The 18,067-nt window shown below is 43.0% G+C and carries 20 protein-coding genes, 1 tRNA gene and 2 riboswitches; of the genes, 10 read left to right on the plus strand and 11 right to left on the minus strand.

The features are described from left to right. The first annotated feature begins 24 nt into the window (after nucleotides 1-24). The 5 genes from serS to MHI27_RS00485 all read left to right on the plus strand — a co-directional run bounded on the left by serS (nucleotide 25) and on the right by MHI27_RS00485 (nucleotide 3,342). Nucleotides 25-1,311, plus strand: a complete 1,287-nt coding sequence (serS, locus tag MHI27_RS00465; RefSeq protein ID WP_076301054.1) for a serine--tRNA ligase — start codon at nucleotides 25-27, stop codon at nucleotides 1,309-1,311. Between the two features lie 68 nt (nucleotides 1,312-1,379). Further along, nucleotides 1,380-1,468 (plus strand) — tRNA-Ser (locus MHI27_RS00470). Nucleotides 1,469-1,641: 173 nt separating this feature from the next. Further along, the gene (locus MHI27_RS00475; RefSeq protein WP_042183934.1) at nucleotides 1,642-1,983 is read left to right on the plus strand and encodes a hypothetical protein; all 342 of its coding nucleotides are present in this window, start codon (nucleotides 1,642-1,644) and stop codon (nucleotides 1,981-1,983) included. A 12-nt stretch (nucleotides 1,984-1,995) separates the two neighbouring features. Continuing rightward, on the plus strand, nucleotides 1,996-2,148 hold the full coding sequence (locus MHI27_RS00480; protein ID WP_042183936.1) for a small acid-soluble spore protein P: 153 nt from the start codon (nucleotides 1,996-1,998) through the stop codon (nucleotides 2,146-2,148). A 102-nt stretch (nucleotides 2,149-2,250) separates the two neighbouring features. After that, nucleotides 2,251-3,342, plus strand: coding sequence for a hypothetical protein (locus MHI27_RS00485; protein ID WP_405175357.1), 1,092 nt, complete (start codon nucleotides 2,251-2,253; stop codon nucleotides 3,340-3,342). A 104-nt stretch (nucleotides 3,343-3,446) separates the two neighbouring features. Here the strand turns inward: MHI27_RS00485 and MHI27_RS00490 are convergent, their stop codons facing one another. Further along, on the minus strand, nucleotides 3,447-4,016 hold the full coding sequence (locus MHI27_RS00490; RefSeq protein ID WP_340973618.1) for a GNAT family protein: 570 nt from the start codon (nucleotides 4,014-4,016) through the stop codon (nucleotides 3,447-3,449). Nucleotides 4,017-4,128: 112 nt separating this feature from the next. Continuing rightward, nucleotides 4,129-4,602: a tRNA adenosine(34) deaminase TadA gene (gene tadA / locus MHI27_RS00495; RefSeq protein ID WP_218641875.1), complete on the minus strand. Its 474-nt coding sequence runs from the start codon at nucleotides 4,600-4,602 to the stop codon at nucleotides 4,129-4,131. 442 nt (nucleotides 4,603-5,044) lie between these two features. Between tadA and MHI27_RS00500 the strand changes: the two genes are divergently transcribed. Then, on the plus strand, nucleotides 5,045-7,372 hold the full coding sequence (locus MHI27_RS00500) for a sensor histidine kinase (protein WP_076286891.1): 2,328 nt from the start codon (nucleotides 5,045-5,047) through the stop codon (nucleotides 7,370-7,372). Next, nucleotides 7,362-8,063, plus strand: coding sequence for a 23S rRNA pseudouridine(2604) synthase RluF (gene rluF, locus MHI27_RS00505; protein ID WP_076286905.1), 702 nt, complete (start codon nucleotides 7,362-7,364; stop codon nucleotides 8,061-8,063). The genes MHI27_RS00500 and rluF overlap by 11 nt, the downstream gene beginning before the upstream one ends. 99 nt (nucleotides 8,064-8,162) lie before the next feature. Here the strand turns inward: rluF and motB are convergent, their stop codons facing one another. Next, on the minus strand, nucleotides 8,163-8,981 hold the full coding sequence (motB, locus tag MHI27_RS00510) for a flagellar motor protein MotB (protein ID WP_042183946.1): 819 nt from the start codon (nucleotides 8,979-8,981) through the stop codon (nucleotides 8,163-8,165). Beyond that, nucleotides 8,965-9,768 carry a flagellar motor stator protein MotA gene (gene motA / locus MHI27_RS00515; RefSeq protein ID WP_076286892.1) on the minus strand — a complete coding sequence of 268 codons (804 nt, stop codon included), beginning with the start codon at nucleotides 9,766-9,768 and terminating at the stop codon, nucleotides 8,965-8,967. Before motA ends, motB begins: the two co-directional genes overlap by 17 nt. A gap of 206 nt (nucleotides 9,769-9,974) precedes the next feature. Between motA and MHI27_RS00520 the strand changes: the two genes are divergently transcribed. Together MHI27_RS00520 and MHI27_RS00525 are read left to right on the plus strand one after the other, a co-directional pair. Next, nucleotides 9,975-10,268, plus strand: coding sequence for a hypothetical protein (locus MHI27_RS00520; RefSeq protein ID WP_042131745.1), 294 nt, complete (start codon nucleotides 9,975-9,977; stop codon nucleotides 10,266-10,268). 227 nt (nucleotides 10,269-10,495) lie between these two features. After that, complete coding sequence (locus MHI27_RS00525; protein WP_149647696.1) at nucleotides 10,496-10,783, plus strand: 4a-hydroxytetrahydrobiopterin dehydratase; 288 nt, start codon at nucleotides 10,496-10,498, stop codon at nucleotides 10,781-10,783. Nucleotides 10,784-10,874: 91 nt separating this feature from the next. On the opposite strand, the gene MHI27_RS00530 is transcribed toward MHI27_RS00525, so the two are convergent. From MHI27_RS00530 to MHI27_RS00555, 6 genes are all read right to left on the minus strand, one after another. Further along, a complete protein-coding gene (locus tag MHI27_RS00530; protein ID WP_283909730.1) occupies nucleotides 10,875-11,231 on the minus strand; it encodes a cytochrome c in 357 nt (118 codons plus the stop codon). Nucleotides 11,232-11,358: 127 nt separating this feature from the next. Further along, nucleotides 11,359-11,844, minus strand: coding sequence for a GNAT family N-acetyltransferase (locus MHI27_RS00535; RefSeq protein ID WP_405175358.1), 486 nt, complete (start codon nucleotides 11,842-11,844; stop codon nucleotides 11,359-11,361). A 255-nt stretch (nucleotides 11,845-12,099) separates the two neighbouring features. Further along, nucleotides 12,100-12,591 (minus strand): C40 family peptidase, encoded by a 492-nt coding sequence (locus MHI27_RS00540; RefSeq protein ID WP_042183954.1) that lies wholly within the window; start codon nucleotides 12,589-12,591, stop codon nucleotides 12,100-12,102. Between the two features lie 5 nt (nucleotides 12,592-12,596). Further along, a riboswitch (cyclic di-AMP (ydaO/yuaA leader) is annotated at nucleotides 12,597-12,738 on the minus strand. 359 nt (nucleotides 12,739-13,097) lie between these two features. Then, nucleotides 13,098-13,526 (minus strand): C40 family peptidase, encoded by a 429-nt coding sequence (locus tag MHI27_RS00545; protein ID WP_405176673.1) that lies wholly within the window; start codon nucleotides 13,524-13,526, stop codon nucleotides 13,098-13,100. 53 nt (nucleotides 13,527-13,579) lie between these two features. Beyond that, nucleotides 13,580-13,718: riboswitch (cyclic di-AMP (ydaO/yuaA leader) on the minus strand. A 214-nt stretch (nucleotides 13,719-13,932) separates the two neighbouring features. Further along, a complete protein-coding gene (locus MHI27_RS00550; protein ID WP_405175359.1) occupies nucleotides 13,933-14,763 on the minus strand; it encodes a hypothetical protein in 831 nt (276 codons plus the stop codon). An 11-nt stretch (nucleotides 14,764-14,774) separates the two neighbouring features. Continuing rightward, on the minus strand, nucleotides 14,775-16,781 hold the full coding sequence (locus MHI27_RS00555; RefSeq protein WP_405175360.1) for a M1 family metallopeptidase: 2,007 nt from the start codon (nucleotides 16,779-16,781) through the stop codon (nucleotides 14,775-14,777). A gap of 103 nt (nucleotides 16,782-16,884) precedes the next feature. Here MHI27_RS00555 and MHI27_RS00560 point away from each other — a divergent pair, with 103 nt between their 5' ends. Next, nucleotides 16,885-17,391 (plus strand): YwhD family protein, encoded by a 507-nt coding sequence (locus MHI27_RS00560; RefSeq protein ID WP_341126939.1) that lies wholly within the window; start codon nucleotides 16,885-16,887, stop codon nucleotides 17,389-17,391. Between the two features lie 101 nt (nucleotides 17,392-17,492). On the opposite strand, the gene MHI27_RS00565 is transcribed toward MHI27_RS00560, so the two are convergent. Continuing rightward, nucleotides 17,493-17,966 carry an AbrB/MazE/SpoVT family DNA-binding domain-containing protein gene (locus MHI27_RS00565; protein ID WP_076286897.1) on the minus strand — a complete coding sequence of 158 codons (474 nt, stop codon included), beginning with the start codon at nucleotides 17,964-17,966 and terminating at the stop codon, nucleotides 17,493-17,495. Nucleotides 17,967-18,067: the final 101 nt, after the last annotated feature.

Here is an 18,067-nt window from a genome sequence, read left to right on the forward strand (position 1 = left end):
GGCTGTTTTCAGGAGGGAAACTTTGTGTTAGACGTAAAAGTATTACGCAGTGATTACGCTCGAGTTGAACAAGCCTTAGAGAAACGGGGTAAATCACTGGATTTAATTGCTGATTTTCCACAACTTGATCTACGCAGACGTGAATTACTGCAAGAAACAGAAGGTCTTAAGAACCGTCGTAATACGGTATCTGGTGAAGTAGCGAAGAAGAAAAAGAATGGTGAGCCAGCAGATGACCTAATTGCAGAAATGCGTACGGTATCTGACCGAATTAAAGAGCTTGATGACGAAGTGCGTGAATTGGAAGTTCAGATTGCTGAACTTACTATGAGTATTCCGAATATTCCTCATGATTCAGTTCCAGTTGGTAAATCTGAGGATGATAACGTAGAATTGCGTCGCTGGTCGGAGCCAAAGGAATTCGGATTTACTCCGAAATCACATTGGGAGCTTGCGCAGCAGCTCGATATTATTGATTTTGAAGCTGCAGCGAAGGTTACGGGATCTCGGTTTGTTTTTTATAAAGGACTGGGAGCACGTTTAGAGCGGGCGCTTATTAACTTTATGATGGATCTGCACAGTGGTGAGCATAACTATGAAGAAATGCTGCCGCCATACATTGTGAATAAAGACAGTTTGTACGGAACGGGGCAACTTCCTAAGTTTGAGGAAGATCTGTTTAAGTTACGTGATACTGAATACTATTTGATTCCTACAGCGGAAGTACCTGTAACCAACTACTATCGCGAAGAGATTTTGACAGCAGCAGATCTACCTAAGTATCATGTAGCTTACAGCTCTTGTTTCCGTTCTGAGGCGGGTTCAGCTGGCCGTGATACTCGCGGTCTGATCCGTCAGCATCAATTCAACAAGGTAGAGCTGGTGAAGCTTACTACTCCTGAATCCTCTTATGAGGAGTTAGAAAAAATGACAGCAGATGCTGAGCGTGTGCTGCAGCTTCTTGGATTGCCTTATCGCGTACTTGGGCTATGTACAGCTGATATGGGCTTTACATCGGCTAAGACGTACGATTTGGAAGTATGGCTGCCTGAGAGTGGAATGTACCGTGAGATCTCTTCTTGCTCGAATACGGAGGACTTCCAAGCGCGTCGGGCAAATATTCGTTTCCGTAAAGATCCGAAATCCAAACCTGAATTTGTTCATACACTGAATGGATCTGCTTTGGCTGTTGGGCGTACTGTTGCAGCAATTCTTGAGAATTATCAGCAAGAGGATGGTAGTGTTCTGATTCCGGAATGTCTACAACCGTATATGCGCAATGTAAAATCGATCCAACCTAAAACTATTTAAGAAAATAGTTGCTTTTTCTTCGCACCATATGGTACAATTACTAATGCATGTGAAATTTATATGCATTTGGAGAGGTACCGAAGCGGTCATAACGGGGCGGTCTTGAAAACCGTTAGGGTGCAAGCCCACATGGGTTCGAATCCCATCCTCTCCGCCATTCCTTTATGAACTTTAAGAAATAAGCAGATAGAAACCGTCTCCTTTGGAGGCGGTTTTTTTGTTGTGCTTGAACTGGTACAGTTTTAGTTATTGTTTGATGAACCTAGTTCCATTGAGAATAAAAAGATTGATTTCTCCGCAATGTATTAGAGAAGGAGGATGATCATAATTATGGACAGACAATTGGAAGTAGATCAGCATAATCTTGTCTCGGCCTGGCAAGAACGCCTGCCTGCGTTAATGGAGGATGGGGACAGTTTCAATGTACTAGCGGATGATGGTGATCCGAATAGTCTGCTTATTCATTTTAATGCAGCAGGACGTCAAGGATACTCACTTGATTTTCGTTGCAGGTATGTAGATAGCAGGGAGGTCGCTGTTGATCTGCTTGATGTGGAGCAGAGTGGAATTCATATTGATGAGCATAGTGATGCAGTACAGCTATTAGCACAGCAGTATTCACGGCAAATTCACGAATGTGCTCAGGCTCTACAGAATATAACTAATCCTTAGGAGGAATGAACAATGTCAAAGCCAAAAAGTATTCCAGTTCCCGGGGCACAGCCCAACGATGGCCAGCGTAGAAAGGAGCATAATTCTTCTGCACCAGAACCACTTTCTGGCTCTAAAAAGGTGAAACAAGCCAATCATGTAGACCATCATAATCCGCAAGGATAACAAATAAAAACAATAAGAATTATAAAGAAGTGTTTCTTGATTTTTACAAATAGTTTATGATAAGTGGGGGAGATTTTTTTTACATGGGAGAGGAGAAAAATAATGAACAAAAAATGGGGTTTATCGGCTGCGGCACTGTTGCTTACAGCAGCAGTAATTCTGCCAGGATGTGTAAGTAAACAGGAGGCGCCAAAAGAGGCCTTAAAATCAGCCGCGTCAAAAGCGACTACGATGTCTTCATATGAGATGAAGAGTAAATTCTCGATCAATGATCTAACCATCGAGACTGCTGATGCTGAATCTGCTGCAATGACCACACAGGTACTCAGCATGCTCAAGAATGCTGATATTACCGTCGACGGGGTTTATCAGGCTGATCCAATGCAGACAGAGCTAACTATGGTTCTGAATCTCAAGGGCGATATGAGCATGAGCTTCAATGTCCCTATGGTGATGACCACTGAGAAGCTGTATGTTAAGATTCCATCGATTCCGTTCTTCCCGATTCCGGAGACAATCGTTAACAAGTTTGTAGAGGTGGATCTGAAGGCGTTGGCAGAGCAAGAGGGTGCTGAGTTTAATCCAAGCTCTCTGGATACGCAGAAAATGCAAAAGTTCTCTAATGAAGTGATGGACACTGTACTAGCTGAATACGATGAAGGAAAGTATTTCAAAGAGCTTAGTCCAAAGGAAGCAAATTTACCAGAAGGTGTTGAAGCTAAACAAGTCGTTCAGTTCCAAGTGACAAACGATAATGTTAAAGAAGCAATCACCATCTTTGTGAATAATGCCCTGCCTAAAATCATTGATATTGTGAGCAAGGAAGAATACAAGGATATGCTGCAGATTAATGATGCTGATCTGGCTAAGGCTAAAGAAGAGATCACATCAAGTGAAACTAGAACTGAATTCGATAAGAGTTTGGCGGATCTTGATAAGTATCTTACAATTAATCAGTTCCACTACAATACAGCGATCAATAAAGACGGATTCCCTGTGTATCAGGATTTATTGATGGACATTAAAGTAAATGATCCGGAAGATGGCACGAACGTAGCCTTCTCTGTAAACGGAACAGGTCAATATGGCAAGATTAACGAGAAGCCAGAGTTCAAGATTGGCATTCCTCAGGGCGATGATGTAATTACAATGGATCAACTAGAGGAGCAATTCGGTAGCTTGGGGACTTATTAATAAGAAGTTACGAGAGAAAGACCCGCATGTTGCGTATGATATACGCCCATGCGGGTCTTTTTATTAGAAAAAAAGATTTTAATTCTGAACGAGTCAGTAGGAAGTTATTTATGTTCATCCGGTAATACATCTTCGGCCAATATTGAGTAGGTTTGATGATCCTGCCACTGACCGTTTATTTTGAGATACTGGCGGGCGATACCTTCAGGTTTAAATCCGCTCTTCTCCAGCACCCTCCGGGAAGCCTCATTATGCAATAAGATGGCTGCCTGAACCCTATGAAGACCTAAAGCTCGAAAAGCATAGCCTAGAATTAATCCGACCGCTGCCGTCATATAACCTTTTCCTTGCATCCGATAATCCATTAAATAGCCTAAATCAGCATATTGAGCTATACCTCTTGAGACATTAGATAGCGTGATTTGACCTATTAGTTGTCCATCAAGCAGATAGACACCGAACATATAGGCTTTGTCCTCCTGAGCATCCACCAGACGCTGATTGATGATCCGTTGTTGACTCTCCAAAGTGTAGAATTGCTCATCGCGCTTTGGTTCAAATGGTTCATGTGTTAATCGATTATTCAAACGCAGCTCCAGTAAGTTCTCTGTATCCTTTAGCTCTAGAGGAGAAATATAGATGCCATGTGAGGTATGATATAAAGTAAGGGTCATTTCAGGTCTCTCCTTTTTTTAAATATAAGAAAGTATAAGTTTAGCACCTATACTTTATGTTTTATATTTCTCGCTTAAACGCTTACCGTCCTTATAAGGACGCCGAAGGCGTTTATGCTTGTTTCGATGGTTTTTGACGTAAACGACGAAAGAATGAGGTCAGTAGGTCTGCACATTCTTCTTGTAAAATCCCCTGAATCACTTCGGTGCGATGGTTAAAACGCGGTTCTTCAAGCAAGTTCATGAGGGTCCCAGCACATCCAGCCTTAGGATCAGGAGTGCCATATACAGTGAGGGGTACTCTTGATTGTACAATCGCTCCCGCACACATAGGACAAGGCTCTAAAGTAACATACAGCTGGCAATCCAGCAGTCGCCATGAGTTCATGACATTGCTGGCCTCACGAATGGCAACCATTTCTGCATGAGCTGTAGAATCCATTGTAGTTTCTCTTAAATTGTATCCACGTCCGATAATTTCACCATGCCGTACGATGACCGCCCCAATGGGAACCTCCCCTAATGCTTCAGCCTTGCGGGCTTCTGCTATCGCCTGCCTCATCCAGTGTTCATGAACCGCTCGCATATCATCTAGCGATTCACCTGCTTTAATATTCAAGATCATCTTCCCTTCCTTTATATCCATTGTACAACGAACAAATATTCGTTCTTAACAAAATGTGCATAACTCTGTGGATAACCGCCTACTTATACACATTTTTGTACACATCGTTTTATAATAAAATGTTTATATGTGCATAAGCTGTGGATGGTTTCTTAAAATATAAGAAAGTATAAGTTTCACGCTATACTTTGTCCTTATATTTCGCGCTTAAATGCTCCCCGTCCGTATAAGGACGCCGAAGGCATTTATACTTGTATATTGTAGAGAAAGACCTTTTGAATTTCAATATTTCTTGAATTGGAACGCTACATTGAAATGTCTTTTCAAATGTGAGGGCAAAAGGTATGATGTTTATTGTAGGCCCCGCAAGGATTTACCAGTGGATAAGAGGTGAACAAACAGTTTGTCCATAAAGACAAAACTATCTGCTATTATTTTTGGGGCGGTGTTGCTAATTTTAGCACTGAACCTGACATTTAACCTTTATGCCGCCCAAAATAATCTACGGAATGAAAGTATTAATAATATGCAACTAACCGCTATGCAAATGGCCGTTTCTGTAGAACAAAGTAACTATAGCTCTAACTATGTAGAATATCAAATTGCGCATAATTTAAGGATGGCGGCTATCTTTGCCTCCGAGGAGCTGGACCCCGACTATAGGAATGTGACGAATGAAGAACTTAAGGCCCTAACTTCCAAGGTGGGCGTGTCTAATATTTCAATTCTGGTAAAGACTGATAACGATATTGTAATAGCGAGGTCTTCGCTACCTAGTGATATTGGGGTGTCCACAAAGGACTGGGGGTACTGGTATCTGGCCTTTTTGGAGTTGTTCGATAATCAGGAGGTATCCGTGGGTCAGGGGCAGGCCATGGACCATTTTTGGTCAGGCCCTTTTGATTATTCAACCTACAATCTCGATTTCATTGAAAAATGGGGATATTACCATGATGAAGAGAGCAACTACATCATAAATCCTGTTATTCTCAATACTGCAGCCAGCGACTATGTCAAGATTACCAATCCCGATCAAATCGCAGCGCAGACTAAAGAAGCTAATCCAGGGATCTTAGAACTCACAGGATTTAACCCAGTAACATTTGGTTCAGCAAGTATGAAGGCTGATGGAACTGACACATTGAATAAGAATCTTGGTAACCGTCCCATTAAGTACGGCACCTATACTTATGGTAATGTGGAGCAGGATAGAACAGCGATTCTATTGGCTCAGGAGAAGCAGAAGCCGGTTACACTGGAGACGAAAGTGCTTGGAAAAAGAGTGCTCAAAAGCTTCATCCCTATCCAATCTCCTGGACTGAAAGCTTATGTGATTGGAGTCGTTTTGGATTACTCCGTGATTTCATCTGTGGTTCACGAACAATTAATTAATAATCTGACAACTTCACTGTTATTACTTACATTATTCTTGTTATGTAGTTACATACTGTCTGGATTTGTTACTCGTCCTATTCAGGCGATACTTGCCAAAGTAAACGATGTAGCCAAAGGGAAATTCGAGCCTCCACTTAAGGTAACTAGCCGGGATGAGTTAGGGCAACTGGCACTACGAATCAACGCTATGACGGCTCATCTCATGCAGCGCACTAATCGACTCAAACAGACACTGGAAGAGAACCGAGCGGTTAAGGAGCATTTGGAATCGGTCATTAATGGAACCTCTGATGCGATACATACCATCGATATGGACGGCCGAATTACTAGTACGAACAGAGCCTTCGAAGAGCTGTATGGATGGAGTGCCAAAGAGGTGCTAGGGAATAAGCCTTACCTTGTGCCTGCGACAGCGCTTAAGCAGGAGGAAGAGCGGCTTGATGCGTTAAAGAGTGGTGCCGTTCTACCACCAATTGAAACGGTAAGACTTAAACGTGATGGAACAATTGTTGAAGTTAGTGTTAGTACCTCAGTGATTCGTGATGAAGACGGGTATCCACATTCCTTTATTCACGTCTCACGTGATATGACAGAACGTAACCGAATGGAGGAACTGCTTAGACGCTCTGAGAAGCTGACTACAGTTGGCCAATTAGCCGCGGGAGTAGCTCATGAGATTCGTAATCCTCTTACGACGCTAAAAGGATTTCTGCAGCTTCAACAAGAAAAGCAGATTTTGGTCCCCCTCCATATTGAACTGATGTTGTCCGAGCTCGAGCGGATTAATCTGATCGTAAGTGAATTTTTGATTTTGGCCAAGCCTCAAGCTGTTCATTTCCAGGAAAAAGATGTGCGGGATATCCTTGGTGATGTGGTTTCTCTATTAGACAGTCAAGCTCATTTGTTTGGGATTCAGTTTAGTGCGACATTCTCTGAATATCCATCCACCGTACATTGTGAAGTGAACCAGCTAAAGCAGGTGTTTATTAACATCGTCAAAAATGCTATTGAAGCTATGCCTGATGGTGGTGTGATTTCAATGGAGTTAAGAAATACCTTGGATTCTGTCTTCATTCTTATTTCAGATCAAGGCGAAGGAATTCCTAAGGATATGCTGCCTAAGCTGGGTGAGCCCTTCTTCACCAATAAGGAGTCGGGAACAGGCTTAGGGCTAATGATTAGCCAACGTATTATTCAGGCTCATAAGGGTCATTTGGAAATACAAAGTGAAGTGGGTCAAGGGACAACTGTTATGATCAAGCTGCCTGCAGCTGGTACGGATAGCCCTTGGCTTAATATTAAGGATGAACGGAGTGAAGGACAACGTGAGAATTAATAAATTCATCAGTGAGACAGGGTACTGTTCACGCCGTGAAGCAGATAAGCTGGTGGAAGGTGGTAGAGTTACGATCAACGGACAACCTGCTGTGCTTGGCAGTCAGGCCGTTCCAGGCGATGATGTGAGAATAGATGGTGTTGCGCTTGAAACATCAAGCCAGACGGTTTACATTGCGTTAAACAAGCCAGTGGGTATCACTTCAACTACAGAGCAGCATATTAAGGGGAATATTGTTGACTTTGTAGGTCATCATGAGCGAATCTTCCCCATTGGGCGACTCGATAAGGATTCAGAAGGATTGATTTTGCTTACCAACGATGGGGACATCGTTAACAAGATTTTACGGTCCGAAGGTCGGCATGAAAAAGAGTATGTTGTTACTGTAGACAGACCGATTACGCCATCATTTATTACCGGCATGTCCAGTGGCGTAAAGATATTAGGTGAGAAGACGCTACCTTGTGAGGTCACTCGTATTACAGAGCGTGTATTCCGTATTATTTTGACGGAGGGTAAGAATCGTCAGATCCGCCGTATGTGCAGCGCTTTTGGCTACGAGGTTAGAAAGCTTCAACGCATTCGGATTATGAATATTCGTCTAGGGGCATTACAAACAGGAGAATGGCGTGAGCTGTCTGCTGAAGAGAAGCAAGAACTTGGAGCTACACTGAACTACGAACTTCTATAACTTAGAAAAGCCTAGATTTGAATACAATGTATCAAAAAAGAGCTGTTCCATCGGTCTAAGACCTTGGGACAGCTCTTTATGTTTGTAATAGGATAACCATTATTCATCGGAAGGAGCAATACCTGAGAACTCTTTGGTTTCTTGATATTTACGAATAATGGATACTTCAACCCGGCGGTTCTTACTTCGTCCAACAGCTGTTGTATTTTCAGAAATGGGGTGGTATTCCCCGTATCCAATCGCACTAAATTTCCGTGGATTCAGGTTCGTATTTGTTAGCAAGATCTTCATGAACTGAAGGGCGCGATCGGCGCTCAGGTCCCAGTTGGAAGAATAGTCGCTATTAGAGATAGGGATATTATCGGTATGTCCTTGCACGACTACATCATAATCCGGGAATTGCTGCAGCATGGTTGAGATGGACTTTGCTAATTGTCGAGAATCATCTTTAACTACTGCCTGTCCGGATGCGAACAACGCGTTATCACTTATCGTAATCATAAGCTGGGATTGATTGAGCTTAGTACTGAGTAGATCGGTAAGGCCGTTCTTGCTGATATATTGATCAAACTGCTTCTTAAGCTTCTCTAAATCCTCTTGTTCCTTTTGCCGCAGCTTAGCCATTTCTGTTTGTTCATTTTTCTTGGTTACTGATTTATCCATTTGATCATTTTTTCCTAAATCCTCTTGACTCTTAGATGGCATTGCCGCCCGCTCTTCAAGAACACCTGTACCGCCATTAAGAGCAGAACTGAAGGCTTGACTCATCTCTTCGAATTTTTTGGCATCCGTTGCACTCATAGAATACATTACGATGAACAAGGCTACCAGAAGGGTCATAAGATCAGAATAAGGCAGTAGCCACGATTCATCGGCGTGTTCTTCATGCTCTTCGTGTCGTCTAGTCTTTTTGCTCACCCGATCCACTCTCCTTCTCATCATTTAACTTAGCTCGTTCCGAAGGTGTCAGGAAGACAGCAAGCTTCTGATTGATGGCAATAGTGGATACACCGGATTGTATGGACAAAAGACCTTCGACCATCATCATTCGAACTTCAATTTCACGTTTGGAAAGTCGTTTCAGCTTATTGGCGATAGGATGCCATAATACGTAACCTGTAAAGATACCGAGTAGTGTTGCGATGAAGGCAGCCCCGATTGCTGCAGCCAATTTGTTCATATCACTCATATCAGCCAGAGCGGCGATAAGTCCGATAACGGCCCCGAGTACGCCAAGTGTAGGAGCATACATACCTGCTTGTGAGAAAATGAGTGCGCCTGCTTTATGTCTATCCTCTGTGGCGTGGATGTCCTCCATGAGAACATCGCGGACAAAATCCTGATCATTTCCATCAATAATCATCCGCATGCCATTTCTGAGGAAGTTATCTTCTATTTCATCGACTTTCGACTCAAGAGCCAGCAGACCTTCACGCCGTGTAATAGAAGCCCACTCCATGAACATAGTAATTAATTCGGATTTACTGATTAATTTCTTTTTGACAAAAATCATTTTAAACAGACTTGGAATCTTCTTGACCTCCGAGAACGGAAAGGCCATAAAGATGGAAGCTGCCGTACCCACTAAGATAATAACGTAAGCAGCAGGTGTGGCTAAAGCGTGAAGAGGAGCGTGCTTGAGGATCATACCCCAAATAACTGCAACTAGACCAAAAATTAAACCAAGTATTGTTGAAATTTCCATTATGCACCTCGTCCATGAGATTATAAGATGTGTTCCGACAAAGCCGCGTATATCATCCTTGAAACAGCGGCAAGGCACTCTGTTCGAAACCGAATAACGTATATTCTTATTTATCGACATCATTCCGTTTTTTGTGAAGTCATTTTTTCGGCTATAATGGATAAGGTAAGTAATTATTCATCTGTGGAGAAAACGGAGTGATACATGTGGGTGTAAAGCATGGTAGAGATTACGGTGAAATCCTAACGGATTTGACTGAGGCTGTCGGAAGAATTTCCGATGGGTACTTATTTTTTGAAATGGATCCGGAAGAGTGGCAAGAATTGCCGCAGGAATCCAAGATGGAGGTATGGGAGGCACTGGCTGAGGATCTTTTCTTCGCGCTGGGTAATGAACCTATGATTGAGGTGGGGAGCGGCGTTATCATTTACGATAAGGACACGCACCGCATTAATATTTTAGTCGGAGAAGAGGATTTAGCCTCTGTTGTTTTGATTTAAGAAGAGGGGGCGCGGGGCGTAATTTGCCCGTAGTTAGTAGCCCGTGTTAAAATTGGTGTAGCCGAGTTATAATCGCTGGGATTCTTGAATACATTTAATCGAAAATATTGCCTTTATCCTGGCACATCCCTTGGACCTCAGAAGCTAAGGGATGTTTTGTTTAACGAATAAGACGAGTAAAGGGACCTGCGGATTTTACTGCAATTTTTAGTAAGGGAGGAAACGAATTGTTATTTACCGAAGAAGAACTGCGTGAGCAGATCAGCAAGCTGGAAGGTTGGAAGCTGGAAGAGAATACCATGGTGCGAAAATATATGTTCAGCCAATATATGAAGGGTATTGCTTTCGTTGATGAAGTAGCCACCATTTCAGAAGCCTTTGATCACCATCCACATATTACAATTGATTATAAGATAGTGACTTTACGACTGAAATCAAATGAGGAAGACGGTATTACAGCTCTAGATATTCGAGAGGCACATGAATTTAATGAAGCCTTTGAGAAAAATCGTTAGTGTCGCCCAAACTCATAAATAAACGCCCGTGCGCAGATAGTGAACTATCTTCTGGCACGGGCGTTTTTAGTTGCTTAGGTAGTAGTTACTGTTACTTTTTCTCTGAGAGCCAGAGGGCGACGTTTGCAATCTCCTCAGGGGCTAGCTTTTCTTTAAAGGAAGGCATTTGACCTCGTCCTTTAGTGACGATACTGTAGATTCCTTCAGCATCATGCTGACTACCTTCATTTTGAAGGCTAGGTCCAACTCCACCTTGAAGCTGATCGCCGTGACAGGTGATACAGCTGGCTTTCACGGTTGCTTCCGCTTTTGCTGCATCCAATTGAACTTCCGGCATCGTGGGCTTATTCTGTTCAGCTACCTCTTCTTTACCTGGAAGTGTAAACATAAGTACTACCGCAAAGGCACAGGCGGCAAAAAACAAACCGCTCATGATCCATTTCTGCATCCCAGTTCGTCCCTTCTATGTAAGCTGCTCCCTACATTATAGCTCAAGGTGAAGCGTTATCATAGGGTTTGTGACAAAAAAATGAACGATAATGCCATCAAATCATTGAAAAATATGGAATTTAATATTATTTATCATAGACCATGCAATAAAAAGGTTTGTTTCCTGTGGGGGTTAGGCGTTCATACGTATCGGTAATCGTAAATCCACACTTTTGGTAAGTTCGGATCGCCCGCTGGTTCCAGGTCAATACCTCTAGATCAATCTCACGCTCAGGATAACGAAGCAAGGCTGCTTGCACGATTGCATCCATGAATATTTTTCCTAGACCTTGACCGCATAGATCAGGGCGCATACCAATCCCCAAGCGAACAACCCCTTCCATTGGAAACAACTGCGCGAATCCACACAAAATCCCTTGCCCATTTAATATGGAGACATATTGCTCATTCCGTAGCTGAGGGTCACCGAACTCGATTCCAAGAGCCTGCATTTGCTCCCACGGCATCCAGCCGTAAATATTATAAGGGGCAGTGTAATCCCAGTTGCAAATCTCTTCCGCGTGACTGGTCTCCATAGTCGCTACATGAAAAGTAACAGAGGGATTTATCATAAGGTCAAGGACCTCCTTTCACGGGGGAACTTTAAATGTCTTATATTTCTAGCTTAAAATACTTATGGTCCTTATAAGGACATCGAAGGCGTTTATGCTTGTAACTAATTATATACAAAAAGAGGCATGGTCGACTCAGAAATTTATGAGGATTATTGTTTTACAAATTCTGAGAGGGGTAAATACTAAATAAGACAAAAAACAAGCTCTTCCCCAAGAATCAACATCTTGGAAAAGAGCCTATGTACGATTTACTTATTGAACATCATCATTATCTTCTGTCTCAGAAGCAACAGAATGATAAGCATCCGTGCTCATAATTCGTTTAGCACCGATGTAGCGTTTCACGTAGTAGCTATCACTCAGGGAGCTAATCGTTACACCGCGTGAGGAAGATGCGTGTGCAAACTTGCCTTCACCGACATAAATACCAACATGGGAGACACCCTTACCACTTGTATTGAAGAATACAAGATCTCCAGATCTTAAATCATCTTGGGAGATAGCAGTACCCATTTGATACTGGGAACCTGATTGGTGTGGTAGGTTTATACCAATTTTATCAAATACATACATTGTAAATCCGGAGCAATCAAATCCATTTGTGGAGATGCCGCCGGATACGTACTTAGTTCCGATGGTCTTGTCGATCACTTTATCCATTTTGGAATCCGCGAAAGCGCTTCCTGCTCCGATGGTGAAAATAATGGAAAAGCTAAGTACTGCTGCTGCTAGCTTCTTCTTCAAAAGTTTATACCCCTTCCGGATGCCTACGAGGTTAGCTTAAGGGTTCGGTTGAAGGTCCCCTATGACCCCTCTAAAAATGGAGGTCAATTCACCCAAAGTTGGTTCCCCCGTTTTCCTAATAGTTAGGAAACTCGGCTGATACTGTTGATTAGGAATAGCTTGTAATCAATACATGACAAAACCTTTGTAAATAACAACTTAATGATTACAAAAATGTTACTAAAATCTTACTGCAGTTATTGTAACAAACAGAGTGCCGCTTGGCAATCGTTTTTAACATAATCATGCAGAAAAATTCGTTTTTTTAAAGACAAAATGCATATGTAAGCGATAATATTAAACTAATTTTTATATTTATTGAAATTTTTATCAAATAAAAGTGTTTAAAGTCCGTTCTAGAGGTGTAAAGAATATAATAAGGCAAAAGAAAACCTGGATTCGATTAAGTCAATAATCAAACCCAGGTCTATATAATGTAATTATGAGGTTATAGTTGTGGGGAAGTATTAATCGTAGGCTATAGCTTGATATGAGGAAGTACTCATTACTCTTTTAGCACCAACGTAGCGATTGGCCCAGTAGGACTGGCTAAGTGAAGTTATGGTCACGCCATATGAAGATGATGATTGTGCGAATTTTCCGTTTCCAACATAAATGCCGACATGGGATACGCCGTTGCCCAATGTGTTAAAGAAAACTAGGTCACCTGAACGCAATTTGCTTTTGGCTACAGGAGTTCCGACATTATATTGAGCTTTTGAAGTACGGGGCAAAGAAAGACCCACCTTCTTGAATACATACGTAGTAAATCCAGAACAGTCAAACCCGGCAGTGCTAGTGCCTCCGGTTTTATAGGTAACTCCAATTGTCTTTGAAATAACACTGTCCATCTTAGAATCTGCAAAGGCACTTCCTCCACCAATAGAGAACGCCATCACAAGTCCTAGCGCCGCAGCGACGCATGCTTTTCTTAAATTCTTCAAAAAAATTGTACCCCTTCCAATGCCTGTGAGGTTAGCTTAAGGATTCGGTAGAAGGTTCCCCTATGATCACTGCAAAGCGAGATCAATTCACCCAAAATATGGTTCCCCCACTTCCCGGTGCAAGGAATTCGGCGTTTTATGCACCAGATAGTGACTTATCGACATGACTACGACAAATACATGAAGTTATGTAGAAATCGTTTCAAATGATTACAAACTTGTTACCAATGGAACAGGACTTATTGTAACAAAGTCTTTACGATTTTGCAAATCCTCATAATTTGTCTATAACGCGAAAGAGTCCCAGCTCCTGATTCAGGAACCGGGACTCTTATATTATGTTCTGTAATGCTTCAAATTATTGTGGAAATGCTTTACTGTGCCATAGATGATATTGAGCTGAAATTCCCCACATTTTGAAGAGTGTTGAGGGCAGTGATGAAAGTTGACGAATAAGAAGTGCTGGTAGGCCAGGATAGAAGATACCCGTTATTCCGCACACTAGCAAAAGGATCAGGCCTGCTGCACCAAGTACGATTGAAATTCCTATTGCCGGAATCAGTGACTTCAAGCAAATGAATAAGGAGGAGAATATCCCCGTGCCGCTGGTATAACCAAACTGCATATATAGAAGGAACAGGCGCACGATAAAGATGTATATAAGCCATGCCAATACGTATGGAACTAGATGAAGTAACAAAGAGTAGTTCAGAAAGGAGGACAAGAATAGCCCGTACATTTTTGGAGCAAGCCAGTATAACGGAAGTAGAGCCAGCACCCATTCGATTAGACTGAAGATAAACACTGGAAATCCATAAAGCTTCATACCGGGAAAAAAGAACAGGCCACGCTCTCCTTTTCGCTCCTGATGGAGTTCATGCAGTAATCCTGCCCTTATGAAGGGGGAGAGTAGCAGTCGTAAGACAACAAGCCCTAGGAACATCCATAACCAAGTACGTATCGCAGGATCTGTGTTCAAGCTGAACTGCCCTTCGACATAATAGAGTAGTCTGCCCATTCCGCTGCCTCCAGCGTCTTTATCTGGATAACGTAGTAGAATTGGAACGATAGCAGATCGGATGAAGCCGTACATAAAGTAGCCCCAGAGCAGTCGGTAGATGAAGAGCAGAATCAGAATATAAAATTGCTCCTTCATGCTTTGCCAGCCGCGGGTTATCGATGTTCTCACAATCATTCACCTCACCAGACAAGAGTTCCGAGCACGGTTTCAACTAGTTTAGTTACACTTAATGTCCAGCGGGAGAGCGTTTTGGGCTCTATTTCCGCCAGTCTGAAGTTATTAAGATGTTTGTTTTCTAACAGAATGGTATGCTCAGGATCAACCTCAGCAGAGAGCAGAAGCTTATCGCTTAACAATTGGAAGGTAGTCTCTGCTCCTTCACCGCTCCAGACCCGCTCTGTAGCAGAGCCATCGGCGAATGTGAATTTAATGGGAACGTCAACGTAATGGCTCCCTTTGTTTGTAATCTTTACTATGGATTCATAGCTCTGAGCATCGCTGTTGCCATTCTTTTTAATCGTAATCGTATCTACTGAGAAATCAGGAGCACCACCACCATAAATATAATCTTGGAAATAAGGCTGCCATGATTTTTTGGTTACCTTCTCAATGACTTTTTGAAAATCAGACGTAGTGGGGTGCTGGAAACGGAATTTGCGTGCGTAAGTGGACATGATGCTGTTCATTGCCTTAGTGCCTACTTGGCGTTCAATATCCTTAAGTACTAGCTTTCCACGAATATACACATTCCGGCTATAGGATTCTGCCCCGGCATATTTCCATGTTTCTAAATTTAGCGGCTCTGATTTGGTCACCAAGCTGGACTGAAGAGGGAGATTCGTTTTGATGCCATATTCTTGCTCCATGAGTCTGTCTTCAGCATAAGAAGTGAAGCTTTCATCTAGCCAAGCCTCTTCGAATTCATTGCTGGCTACCATGCCGTAAAAGTATTGATGGCCAATTTCATGAACGACGGTTCTTTCAAGTGAGGTGTCAGGAGAAGAGTCTGTGGCTCCAAACGCTGTAATGAGTGTTGGATACTCCATTCCTCCAGCCCCATTCCCCTCCTTAGGCGGAACGATAATAGACAGAGTCGAGTAGGGATAAGGACCATACCATTTGCTGAAGTAGGTCAGAGCTGCCTTAGCGGCCTGAAGGTATCGTTCCTTTAAGTCTTTGTGTAATGGATCGAGATACACCTTAATCCGTACACCAGGCACTTCTGGCGTAGAGAAGGCTTCTTCCGCTACTGTAAAATCAGGGGATGCCGCCCACGCAAAGTCATGGACATCGTCAGCGTAGAACTGATATATTTTCTGATCTTGCTTTAGCTTGGCATTCTTCACAGGAAATCCGGTCGCAGCTACCGTGTAGTCGGAAGGAACCGCAATCGTTACATTAAAGATGCCAAAATCGCTGTAAAATTCAGAGGTGCCGTGGTACTGATGCAAATCCCAGCCTTCCTCCTTAACCCCGCGTGTGCCCATAGGCTCGTATACACTAAGTTTAGGGAACCATTGCCCAGCCATCACGAAATTGCCTGATGCGCCCATACGGGCAAATATTTTGGGGAGCTGGACCTCGTACTGGAGTTTAAGCGTGACACTTTCTCCACCATTAACCGGCTGTGGGAGATGTACCTTTAGGAGTGTCTTATCGTTGACGTTACCATCATCGGGTTGTACAAATTGCACTCTTTGCATTAGTGATGTTCCTTCTGTTGTGCGCAAATCGGTTAAAGTCATACTTCCGAAGCCGTTCTCTGGCATGGTGTCACCTCTGAGCGTTCCCCCGGACTCCTTCATAAAGGTAGTATCTGGTGAAGCAAAAGCATTTGGATACATATGAAAATATAGATCACTTACCGGTTTTACACCGGGGTGTGTCCAGGTTACCGTCTCAGAAGCGATTAAGGTTTCTGTATCAGGAACAAGCTGAACATCGATGTGATACTCGACAACTCGTTGACTTAATGCCTCTTCTGCTGGAACGGGGGCGCTTTCAGGCAGTGTCTGTTGTGGTGCAGCTGCAGGAGCTGTGCCGCTTGAGGACTTGGCCTCTTTTGAAACAAAGCTAGTAACAGAAGATGTGGAGTTATCCCCCGAATAGACCCATATGCCTCCTAATAGCACGAGGGTGGCCAGGGTCGCAAAGATGATGATGTACCTTAATGACAGTGACTTCATAGTGTGATTCCTCCCGTGACAAGCATCTACGGGATGTATATGTTTGCAATCGCCGCATTATTAGCTAAAATTAAATTATTCGTAAGAGGAAGGGTGTGCACTCGTGGACAATATACAACCGGAGGGCAAGAAACAGATTGCCTTAAATATTGTGAATGCCAAAAGTAAACATAAAGGCTTTGGAGCAGGCTCTATAGAGCTCAATAACGTATCGCCTGTCATTATTGATGGCGGTGAAGCAGTCATTGATATTGGTGCCATGCATGCCAAGAGTAAGGTTGAAAAGGGGATTAAATTCTCCATGAACCGTGAAGATGTACCTAATGGTAGACAGGTTTGGGTAGTATGGGTAGCAGTGGACCGTACACAGGATAGTCAATTCTATGGTGGAATAACGGCCTGCGAAATGTGGATCGATACGGAAGCACGTCGCGGTTGGAAAATTCTCGCCGAGCATGTCAATAAGTTGGATGCTGCTCTAAAACGCAAAATCGATGTGGGAGGGCTTGGCGCAGTTGAAAAAGCTGCCCTCAAATCCCTCTTGATCTCTCATAATGAGGCATGGTGGACTGCGTCCTCCGATGAGCTTAAGGCTACACTGAACGAGTAGGAATGAATTACCCGGTCAAGGTTACCTGATACAGAAAAAAGGCTTCGACATCCTGAAATAGGAGAGTCGAAGCCTTTTTGAATTGAACACAATGAATTAGTTTACGATTTGCCTGCCGTACTAAGTTTGCGTTTGAGTTGACTTACTCTGGCTTGACTGATCCCAAGAATTTCAGCAAGCTCTTTCTGATTGGCATATGGATGTTCTTCTATGGCCCGCTCCAGGCGTTGGCACATATCCTCTGTCTTCGTCTTCCGGATCGTGCTGCTGTGTTCTGACACTTCGCCTGCAAAATCTTGGCGCGCCTCAGGCACTTGAGACATGCGTTCAGGGTCGGCAATTTCTTTTAGACAGCTACTGCAAATAAATTGCTCTTTATAGTAGGTGACATGGTCGTGGCTTCTGCAAAACGTACATTCTGTCGAGGTGTACTTCCTGAGTATGATGGTGTTATCGTTTAATATAAAAAATTCGATAGGATCACCAATGTCGATATTACGAGTCATACGGATTTCTGCGGGAACCACAATTCTCCCAAGACTGTCTAAACTCCGGATCATGCCTGTATCCTTCATCCCATGTCCCTCATTTACATCTTTATATTTTGGTTGCTACTAACTATTATAGCAGTAATTGTGAGTTAAGAGAATGGGGTGAATATAATTAATGAAGCGGT

Source organism: Paenibacillus sp. FSL H8-0261 (assembly GCF_045040645.1).
Taxonomy (GTDB): Bacteria; Bacillota; Bacilli; order Paenibacillales; family Paenibacillaceae; genus Paenibacillus_AQ.

Excerpts from the sequence above, each read along its gene's own strand:
- MHI27_RS00545 (WP_405176673.1), bottom strand. The coding sequence starts at position 13,526 with ATGGCGTTCTCTATTGGTGGAGGAAGTGCCTTTGCAGATTCTAAGATG.
- MHI27_RS00480 (WP_042183936.1), top strand. The coding sequence starts at position 1,996 with ATGTCAAAGCCAAAAAGTATTCCAGTTCCCGGGGCACAGCCCAACGAT.
- motA (WP_076286892.1), bottom strand. The coding sequence starts at position 9,768 with ATGGAAATTTCAACAATACTTGGTTTAATTTTTGGTCTAGTTGCAGTT.
- tadA (WP_218641875.1), bottom strand. The coding sequence starts at position 4,602 with ATGCGAGCGGTTCATGAACACTGGATGAGGCAGGCGATAGCAGAAGCC.
- MHI27_RS00565 (WP_076286897.1), bottom strand. The coding sequence starts at position 17,966 with ATGAAGGATACAGGCATGATCCGGAGTTTAGACAGTCTTGGGAGAATT.
- MHI27_RS00555 (WP_405175360.1), bottom strand. The coding sequence starts at position 16,781 with ATGAAGTCACTGTCATTAAGGTACATCATCATCTTTGCGACCCTGGCC.
- MHI27_RS00535 (WP_405175358.1), bottom strand. The coding sequence starts at position 11,844 with ATGATAAATCCCTCTGTTACTTTTCATGTAGCGACTATGGAGACCAGT.
- MHI27_RS00485 (WP_405175357.1), top strand. The coding sequence starts at position 2,251 with ATGAACAAAAAATGGGGTTTATCGGCTGCGGCACTGTTGCTTACAGCA.
- MHI27_RS00475 (WP_042183934.1), top strand. The coding sequence starts at position 1,642 with ATGGACAGACAATTGGAAGTAGATCAGCATAATCTTGTCTCGGCCTGG.
- MHI27_RS00530 (WP_283909730.1), bottom strand. The coding sequence starts at position 11,231 with ATGCAGAAATGGATCATGAGCGGTTTGTTTTTTGCCGCCTGTGCCTTT.
- MHI27_RS00490 (WP_340973618.1), bottom strand. The coding sequence starts at position 4,016 with ATGACCCTTACTTTATATCATACCTCACATGGCATCTATATTTCTCCT.